The organism is Candidatus Angelobacter sp. (assembly GCA_035607015.1).
GTDB lineage: Bacteria > Verrucomicrobiota > Verrucomicrobiia > Limisphaerales > AV2 > AV2.
Genome location: DATNDF010000118.1, coordinates 1 through 9,235 on the forward strand (window position 1 = coordinate 1; position 9,235 = coordinate 9,235).

At 57.7% G+C, this 9,235-nt stretch carries 5 protein-coding genes; 1 reads left to right on the plus strand and 4 read right to left on the minus strand.

Features of this window, described 5'->3' with window-relative positions; all coding sequences use genetic code 11:
- Positions 1-632, plus strand: a 632-nt coding sequence (locus VN887_04970) for a sulfatase-like hydrolase/transferase (protein ID HXT39354.1), incomplete at its 5' end; no start/stop codon positions are given.
- A gap of 9 nt (positions 633-641) precedes the next feature.
- Here VN887_04970 and coaE read toward each other — a convergent pair.
- The 4 genes from coaE to VN887_04990 all read right to left on the minus strand — a co-directional run.
- Entirely contained in the window at positions 642-1,226 is a 585-nt protein-coding gene (gene coaE / locus VN887_04975; GenBank protein ID HXT39355.1) for a dephospho-CoA kinase, read from the minus strand.
- A gap of 39 nt (positions 1,227-1,265) precedes the next feature.
- Entirely contained in the window at positions 1,266-3,644 is a 2,379-nt protein-coding gene (locus VN887_04980) for a hypothetical protein (GenBank protein HXT39356.1), read from the minus strand.
- A gap of 376 nt (positions 3,645-4,020) precedes the next feature.
- Positions 4,021-8,472, minus strand: a complete 4,452-nt coding sequence (locus VN887_04985; GenBank protein ID HXT39357.1) for a M36 family metallopeptidase — start codon at positions 8,470-8,472, stop codon at positions 4,021-4,023.
- 115 nt (positions 8,473-8,587) lie between these two features.
- Positions 8,588-9,235, minus strand: a 648-nt coding sequence (locus VN887_04990) for a hypothetical protein (GenBank protein ID HXT39358.1), incomplete at its 5' end; no start/stop codon positions are given.

Consider the following 9,235-nt stretch of genomic DNA (forward strand, 5'->3'; position numbering starts at 1 on the left):
TCCCGGAACACGACGACGCGGGCCGTTATCTCAACGCACTTCATTACGGTGACGCGGTTTTGGGCGAGCTCATCGAAGGGCTTAAAGCCCGCGGATTGTTCAACGAGTCCCTATTCATCATTTTTGGCGACCATGGTGAAGCGTTCGGCCAGCATTCCGGCAACTTCGGCCATACACTGTTCATTTATGAGGAGAATGTGCGTGTGCCCTATCTCATCGTTGTGCCGGGACTTGTCCGCAAACAAATCCGGGTCAGCCGGACGGCCAGTCTCATAGACACCGCGCCGACAATTCTGGATCTGCTCGGACTGCAGATACCCAGGGACTACCAAGGATCATCACTGCTGCAACGATCCCGGCAAATGGCCCTGTTTCTTACCGATTACTCACTGGGCTTTCTCGGACTTCGCGATGGCCGGTGGAAGTTCATTTGCGAACTGGAAAGCGGCCGGGCGAAACTTTTCAATCTTTCGATCGATCCGGACGAAACGAAGAACCTGGCCGTCGCGGAACCGGGACCCGTCGAAGCCTATCGGACGCTCCTGCAACGCTGGGCTGCAGCCCAACGCGGTTTGATCCTCCATCCGAAAAGCGAGACTTGCGTTACCAGGATTGCAATACCCGAGCGCTGAGAATTCAATTCACGGGATGATTCGCCCGAGCTGGGCCTCGTGCACATCCAGGGGACCTTCAGTCCAGATTGCGTAATCAGCGAGCAGCAGTTTCTGCTCGACCGGGAGTTGAGCCGCGTTTCTTTGATCAATTTGCGCGTCGCTCCAGCCACGCTCAAGCAAGCGCCGGCGCTGCGTCGAACTTGAGCAAGCCACGCAAATCGTTGCGTCGAAGCAGCTCTGCGCGTTCGTTTCAAACAACAGGGGAATCACCGCCACGGCCACCGCCGTTCCTTCATCACGCCAGGATTTCAATTGCGCCTGCCAGATTTCGCGTATGCGAGGGTGAAGAAGAGCCTCAAGATCGCGTCGCGCCACTGGGTCTGAAAAAACACGCCGCGCCAGTTCATCGCGGCGCAGGCGCCCATCTTCGCCTACAATTTCCATTCCAAATCGTCGCTGAACCTCGGCGAGCACCGGCCGGCCGGGCTCAACGATCTCGCGTGCGATGACATCAGAATCAACAACCGGAAGACCCCGCCTGCGCAGCAGCTCGGCCGCGGTTGACTTTCCCATGCCGATCCCGCCGGTTAACCCGAAGGTTTTCACGAACACAAGAAACGACCGGACGAACCGGCGCAGTCAAGCACTCGTTTACGGCGCAAGGGCCCGATAAAAGCGAACCGGATAGTTTACCGCGTTGGCGTCGGTCCATTGGATCGTGCCCGTGTCGGACGAATTCGTGACAACAGAGTTCCAGTCCAGCAGGTTTGTGGAGGTCTGGACGACATACGGGCGGCCTGACAACCCCTGGACCTGGAGCATCTCCGCGCCACTTGGCAGGGGAAGAAGTGTCAAACGCGCGGCGATGGCGGCATCGGGCAACGGCAGATAGACATTGTCAATGAAGGCCGCATCAAGCCCGGCGCTGAAATTGGCGTCTTTGGAATAGCGCCATTCCAGAGTATTGAGTCCGGCTACGACCCGGAACTGGAAGGATGCCCAACCGACCTCACCAGACCATCGCCCCAATCGGACGCCATTCAAATAAAACTCCAGAAAATCCCATCCCGCCTCGGAACTGACGCGGTAATCAAACGAACAGGTTCCGGAAAGAAGATTCGTGATCAACATCAACGAACTCTGCTGACTGTCGCCGACGGGGCCGGACTGCGCGGCGAAACGCCCGCCTGAAGCGACGTCCGACTGCACGCGCCATTGACTGTTGCCTGCCGACGTCCACGCCAGAGATGTCAAGGCGCCCGATTCGAAACCGTCCGTATAGCTCTTCAAACGGAACGTCGCGCCAAGAGTATAGTTTTGATTCATTACCAGCGTCACGGGATTGACCGTGGAATTCACGGCTCCGGACCAGCCCACGAAGTCGAAATCTCTCGAAGGCGCCGCGGTAAGATAAAGCGTGGAATCCGCCAGATAAAGTCCCGCCGGTGGATTGACACTTCCGCCCAGCAACGGCGGCGAAATGTTCAGGCTGAAGAAACGCTCCGTTGTTGTGAACGCATATTGCAACTGTATGTTCCCGTAAGTGCCACCATAACCATCAACGGAAATGTAGTAAACCTCGTTGGATGCGACGGTGATCGTCAGTTGACTGAAATCGCTATTGGTGAAGACGTCATCGTTACTCGCCACCACACCGAGATTGGTTACGCTGTCGCCCGTGTAAACGTCCAAGAGGGTGTCGAAATCGGAATTCGTCGTGGTAAGGAAAAGGGTGCCGTTCACGGGCGCGCGGAACCTGTACCAGATCGAGTGGCCGCCCTCGTTGCCAGCGTGCAACGGTTCGCCCGGCTCGAGTGTCGCGCGTTCGTTGACCGCGCTGAGGGTGCCGGCCAAACCGGTCAACTCGATCGCATCGGAAAAGTTGTCGTTCGTCGGATTGATGAACCGCACCACAATGGTGTCAGCGGGACCGATATTACCGGCGATGTCCTGGGCGAAGGCGCGGACAACGTTGGTGCCGGGCGGCAGTGTCAGTTGTCCCAGCCAGGTGGTCGTGCCTGAAGCCGCCACCGGTGGATCCGCATTGACCTGAAGGAACACCTGACTGACTCCAGTGTCGTCGGGCAACGCGTCCTTGGCGGTGCCGGCAAAGGCGACCACGTTGGTGGTAAAGAGCGATTCACTGGCTGGGCTGATGATGGTCGTGACCGGACCATTTGTGTCCGGCAATCTTCCCGGCGCGACCCGCAGACGGATGTCCCCCACCCCGTTCGTGTCATACCCCGCGATTGCGATGCGGTAGGTAGCGCCCGCCCGGGCGTTGAAATTCACGTGCGCCTTCAGATTGTTTACGATGTCGTTTGTGGAAGCGGCGATCAGTTGCAGGTTCGTGACAGTGACGCCGGTATAAACCGCCAAAACCGGATCAAACGAACTCCCGGCCAGATCGATGAGCACGTTCGTGTTGAATGCAGGTGACCACGTCCACCAAACGGAAGCTGCCACCGTAGCAACCTGGGCGTGCATCGGCTCGCCCGGCTCCATCGAAGCGTAGTTATTCGTCGCGGTAATGATGGCGCCTTCACCGGGGATTTTGAAGGCGTTTGTAAAATTGTCGTTCGGAGGCCGCGGCACGACCAGGTAATTGACCTTGTTCGTGGCCATCACGATGTCCGGCGGAGGCGGAGGATCCGGCAGCGGGTCCGGCGGTGGCACCTCGGCGGTCACAATCACTCTGAGCGTGACATTCGACGCCACGCCCACTGGCACCTTGGGCATGATCAGGTCTGCGCTGAATGTTCCATCACTCGCCGTCTGATCCGGTGGCTGACCACCATCGAGGAAGGAAATGTTCTGCGAACCGAAAGTGCCAGTCACGGTGACGTTGGTAAAAGAGTCGAAATTGCCAACGGTGACAAAAACCGAATTGGTCGTTTCGGTGACCATGATGGTGCCGTCCGGGGGCGCGACGCCAACCTGTGGCGAGGGCGGCGGAGTTTGGCACAACACCGACGGCGTGAAAATACAACACAGGGAACCGACCAACATCGCGGGTAGTTTAGAAATCATTTACTGTCTCCTTCCACGAATTAGCAAATCTGCTTGAGTTGGGCTTCCAACGGCCACGTCATTTCGAAATCGGACGAATTCTTTCGCAACGCGGCTCGTTTTGTGTTCCACGGGTTGATTCTTTCCAGCAGAGACAATGCCACCCACCGTCCTCAACAACACGCCCCTCTCTCCAGCGGCAGTGCGTGAATTTCACGCAAAATGCGTGGTGTTCACGCGTGGCATTGAGAGTGACAACATAACGGTGGGCTTTTGGAAAGAAAATGAGCGTTTGGACGCACACCTCCCGGAGTCGCACGATCCTTCTCAGGATTCAACAGTTGACGACCCGGGAATCCCGGATGAGAAACGGAAAGTTGACCCGTCAAGGTCGGCGTTACGGCGAAACCGCACGATAGAACCGGAACGGATAACTTCCTGCCTGCGGGTCTGTGAATTGAAACACCGCGCCGTTCGCGAGGTTGGTGGTGGCAAGCGTCTGCCAGGCGGTCAGATCCGTCGATGCCTGGATGCGAACGGACTGTGCGCCCGGACCCTGGAATTCAACCTGAAATCCGCCAGCAGTTGGACTTAAAAGCCGCAGAGACGGCGCGACCAGAGGAAGTTCGAGATCGTCGATAAATGCGGCGTCCAAGCCGGCACTGCCACTCGGATCCTTCGTATAGCGCCACTCAAACGTATTGGTGGCTGCGGGAACAGAAAACTGATAAGTGGCCCAGCCGACTTCACCCGACCAGCTTTGCACCAGATTGCCGTTTACGAAGAATGCGAGGCGGTCAAAATTGGTCTCGGAACTCACCTTGTAGTCAAATGAGGCGACACCCGCGGCGGTCGAATACACGAGCGACAAACTGCTCGACTGATTGTTGGTGATCACGCCGGAACGCGCGGCGAATTGGCCGAACGAAACCACATTGCTTTCCACGAGCCAGGGCGTGTTTCCTCCAGTGACCCACGGTAATGATGAGAACGCACCCGATTCGAAGCCGTCGGTGAACTCATGGACGCGGAAACGCGCGGTCAGGGTCACGTCCCCGTTCACGACAACCGGCAGGGGGTTCAGGGCCGAAGTCACATCGCCTTCCCAACCCACGAACTCGTAGTTTTGGTTCGGAACGGCCGTGAACACCACGGTAGAACCGGCAGCGTAGTCACCGGATGCCGGACTGACGGTGCCGCTCTGAATCGTATTGATGGTCACGTGGAAAATATTCGACGCGGCGAAATCATAACTCAGGAACACGACGCCGGGAGCCCCGTCGAATCCGTCCACTGCAATTCGATAAGTCTGGCCGGCGCGAACCGATTGTGTGAGTTTGCTGAATGTAACGCCTTCATAGGCGTCGTCGTTACTCGCCACCGGTGTCAGACTATTAACGCGAGAACCAACGTACAAACCCAGCAAGGTATCGAAAGCCGAGTTGGTCGTGCTCAAGGTGAGCACACCATCGGAGGGCGCGGTGAAACTCCACCAAACCGATCTGCCTCCGACATTCCCGGCGTGCAACGGCTCGCCCACCTCTTTTGTCGCGCTTAACGTGTTCACGCTGCTGACTCCGGACGTATTTGTCAATTGAATGGCGTTGTTGAACAGGTCGTTGATTGGATCACGCGGGGTATAAGTCAGGTGCAGAAAGACCGGAGAAGAAACATTCCCGGCAACGTCGTTCGCGCTGACGCGAATCGTGTTAAGCCCTTTGGTCAGGGCAACGAACTGCGTCCAATTCGTGCTTTCCACAATGCTGTTGGCTCCCATATTGGTAACGACGATTTCCGATCCTTCGCCCGGATAATCGCTGGAAGTCGTGCTGATCAATATCCTGTTTATACCCGAAGGATTCGGCTGGGGATCCGTGGCGGTACCGGCCACCAGAACGAGATTCGTCGTAACCACGAACCCGTTTGGCGGCGAATCAACCGTCACCACTGGAGCTGCCGTATCGGCCGAGCCTCCGGGCACGATCCGGAGATGGAGCGTACCCGTACCATTCGGGCTCACGCTCGCAACAGCGATGCGGTAGGACACGCCCGCGGTTGCCTGGAAAGTCACAAACGCCTGGCGTCTGGTTCCGATGTCGTTCGCCGAAGCCACATTGGTGAGCGAACCAATCTGGCTCCCCGCGTAAACGCCGATCACCGTGTCAAACAAACTCGTGCCGGTATCAACCAGTACGTTGGTGGTGACGCCACTCGACCAGGTCCACCACAACGACGCGGAGGAAGTCGCGACACCGGCGTGACGAGGCTCACCTGCCTCGGTTGTCGCAAATTTATTGTTGCTGATGTATGAAGCCCCTGCCGGTGGCACTTTGATGGCGTCCGCAAAATTATCATTCGGCGGCAGTGGTATGATGTCGTAATGGACCGTGTTCGTACTGGTCAGCTTGCCGGGCGCCGAAATGACCAGACTGATCGTGACGGAGCTGACATTCGTGGGAACGTTGTACGTGGCGGAATAAACAGAATTGCTGCCGGTGATATCCGGATTCACACCATCGTTTCTGAAATCCCAGACCGCGCCGTCCGTGGAGGTCGCCGCAATAATCGCATTCGTCACCGCGAACCCGTCCGTTACCCGAACGAAAATCGACTGCTGATCCGATGCGAACAAGGCCGACCCGGACGGCGGCGTGACCGAAACTTCGAGAACACCGTCCGGTGGGGAAATGATCACATCATCTGGCAGATCAAATGCCTCGACCACGCCAACCGTCGTGTTTGCGCCGGGCGCGCGAGCACTGAATCCCATGCCTCGTTTCGCGAAGGCCAGCCAGAGTTCGTTGCGGTTGTCACCGCCCGTGTCAACTTCGTCGGCTTTGATGATCGCGTCGCGGGCCTCAATGAACGTCGGGTTCGCAGGCGCAAGCTTCATTCCGTCGGTCACCAGTTGAAGGATTGTCCGGTTGCCGTCTCCATAGCCCAGTTTGTCGATGAGATTCGCCCGCGCTTCCCACAGCGTAACGCACCAGACTTCCCCTTGATTGTGGACTTCATCGGCCTGTCCGCCACCAAAGATCGGACTGACGGGAACACCGGGATGCGAGTCGGCCTGGCTCGGATCGATGTCCTTGAACGTAAGCGGATTCACCGCCATGTCCGTGGAATAAGGGTAGCGGCGGATGCCATAATAATAATTGTCCCTCAAGCCGCCCAACAAATAGGTCACGTAAGCTCCTTCCGGATAATTCGCATGAGGGTCTGCGTTTGCCGGCGCGATGAGCGAAAGGCCGTAAAAATCTGACCACCCCTCGCCCATGCCCGCGGGCTGAAGCTCCGAGATTCCAACCCCTCCACCGACCAGACGGTTGCTCAGTCCATGGGTGTGCTCATGAAGAATAACTGAAGCGTCAAGGTCGCCGTCGCGGTTGGGGCTTTGATCAATGAACACGTACATCTGCATCCGCCCGGATTGACCGTCGGGAGGCGTCGAAAAATTCGCGTTGTCCACGCCGCTGCCGTCCTGAGCATCCGCCTGCACCGCATCCTTGTCCACCCCTCCCCGCCCGAAATTATCGTCCTGAAAGTTTCCGGCGGCTTCCGTGAAACCAAGATCGTACAGAGTGTCGTGCCACAGGTTGCACCAGTAAAAAAGATTCACCACGGCAGCCTTGCTATAGGTGAGCGGCGACTGGGTAAGATCGAGTTGAAAGTCGAAAACGCGATTGGTTGACGAAGGACGGGGCAAATCGGGAATGTCGTCCGCGTTCAAGTCGGTGTGCGCGTCAACATTGTTGCCCTTCGTCTCCGTGTCGCCGTCATTGATCCAGCCGTTCGGAGAAGCGTTCGTGGACAGCGCGGTAAGAGTGATCAAATTCCGACTCACGAAAGCCGCCTGGGCGCTGCCGGGAACAGCCAGACCGGGCAACATGGGGGCGGGAGTCCCCTGATCAAAAACGTTGTAGGAGGCATCCGTCAGATAATTCGTGAGAGAGCGACGGACGAGCATTTCACCGGTCTCCGCATCCACCAGCACGGAATACATTTCTCCGCTCGGCCTGCTCATCAAAATCACCTGCCAGCACAAACGCATTGAAGCGCTGTTCATGGGCAGCCAGACCAGATGCACGGAAGTAGGACCGTTCAGCAGCGGCGCGTTGAATCGCTCGTGCTTTTCCGCTCCCCCTTCACGACCGAGTGAAGTTACCGAATCGAGCGGGATATCAGCGCCGACATTTGACGCCGCCCTGACCAACGCCTCCGCAGCAGAAATTGCCGGAGCGGAGGCGAGAGCGGTGCGATTGGGCGTGCCGGCGTCTGCCGCAGCGGTGACATCCGGCACGAACCGGCTTGATATACTTACAAGCTCGCCTTTCCTGGTGATGTGACCGACGAGCAGGCCTTCGAAAACCGGAATGCCATCCAAGGTCTGCTCCCAAACCACCGTATGAAGGCCGTTGTGCGCGGTGACATAATCGCGCTTGACTCTCGCGGTTGCCAACACGCCTGCATTATGGCCGAAAAGAGCGGCGTGTTCGTTTAGAAAGTTTTTTATGGGAGCATTGGGATCGGTTGCGACGACCGCGCGTCCCGCGGGGATGGAGAGCGCCTTGCCCTGCCCTCCTGGCCCGCTCAAAAACCCCTCCGAAGCGGCAACCAGCCGGGGCGTGCCGAGAACTTTGTCCCGCGATAAACGCAGACCGGGAACACTGGCTTTCAGCGCCGACTCGGCCGCCTGTTGTGTCGGAGTCGTTGCGACTGTGCCGGGGTCCGTATTGCGTTTGTCGTAATTGGCGAGAGAGGCGCGCTGTGGCGGCAACTGGGCTCGAACCATGGGAATTCCGCAGGCCACCAAGCCCAGATTTGCGATGATCAAAAAACGGATCTTCATGCGTTTTGCTAGAAAACTTCAACTGCCGGCTGACTCGGAGAGCGCCGCAGGCACAGGTCGCCAATACACAATCCAGCACTCCATCCGATGAATTTGGTCACATGGGCCTTCGCGATCACTGACCGAAGCGCAAGCGGTAAAATCGCTGCGATTCGCCAACCGGCAACGTCGTGTCCAGCACGTTGACGGTGCCGTTGGTGACGGTCATGTTTGTGTAATTCATCAAGGGTTGCCAGTTGGGCGCGGATAGACTGGTGGTGTATTCCACGCTATAGCTTGTCGCCGGCACGGAACTCCAGGACACTGAGACGGCCCGCGAAGATCCAATATTGACCAGCGCAACGCTTGTCAATGCGCCACCGGGCGGCGGAACACTGTTCCACGCAGCTGCATCCAGCGGATAGAAATCATAAGCGTTTGCCACGCCGTCCCCGTCCGTGTCGATCGTTGTGCTGTTCCGCAACGCGCGATTCATTTTGACGGTTTGACCGTTCAACAGCAGCACATCCACGGAGGAATTTGGACCGGCGAAATCCTTCACCCAGCGCAAGCGGCCTGCCGGCTGGCCCCCGTCTGCAAACAATCCATCGAGCGATTCAGCGGGGACGTTCGCCTCGGCAAAATAAATGACCAGATCAGAGTTGATTCCCAGGAACGACTGCGGGTCGGTTTTTGCCGCGCCCTTGAGTTCAAGAAAATCAACGTAAAGGGCATTGTCCCCCCCTCCGCCCGAGAAAAACAGGAAACCGGTGTCCGTGGAATT

Excerpts from the sequence above, each read along its gene's own strand:
- VN887_04980 (HXT39356.1), bottom strand. The coding sequence starts at position 3,644 with ATGATTTCTAAACTACCCGCGATGTTGGTCGGTTCCCTGTGTTGTATT.
- VN887_04985 (HXT39357.1), bottom strand. The coding sequence starts at position 8,472 with ATGAAGATCCGTTTTTTGATCATCGCAAATCTGGGCTTGGTGGCCTGC.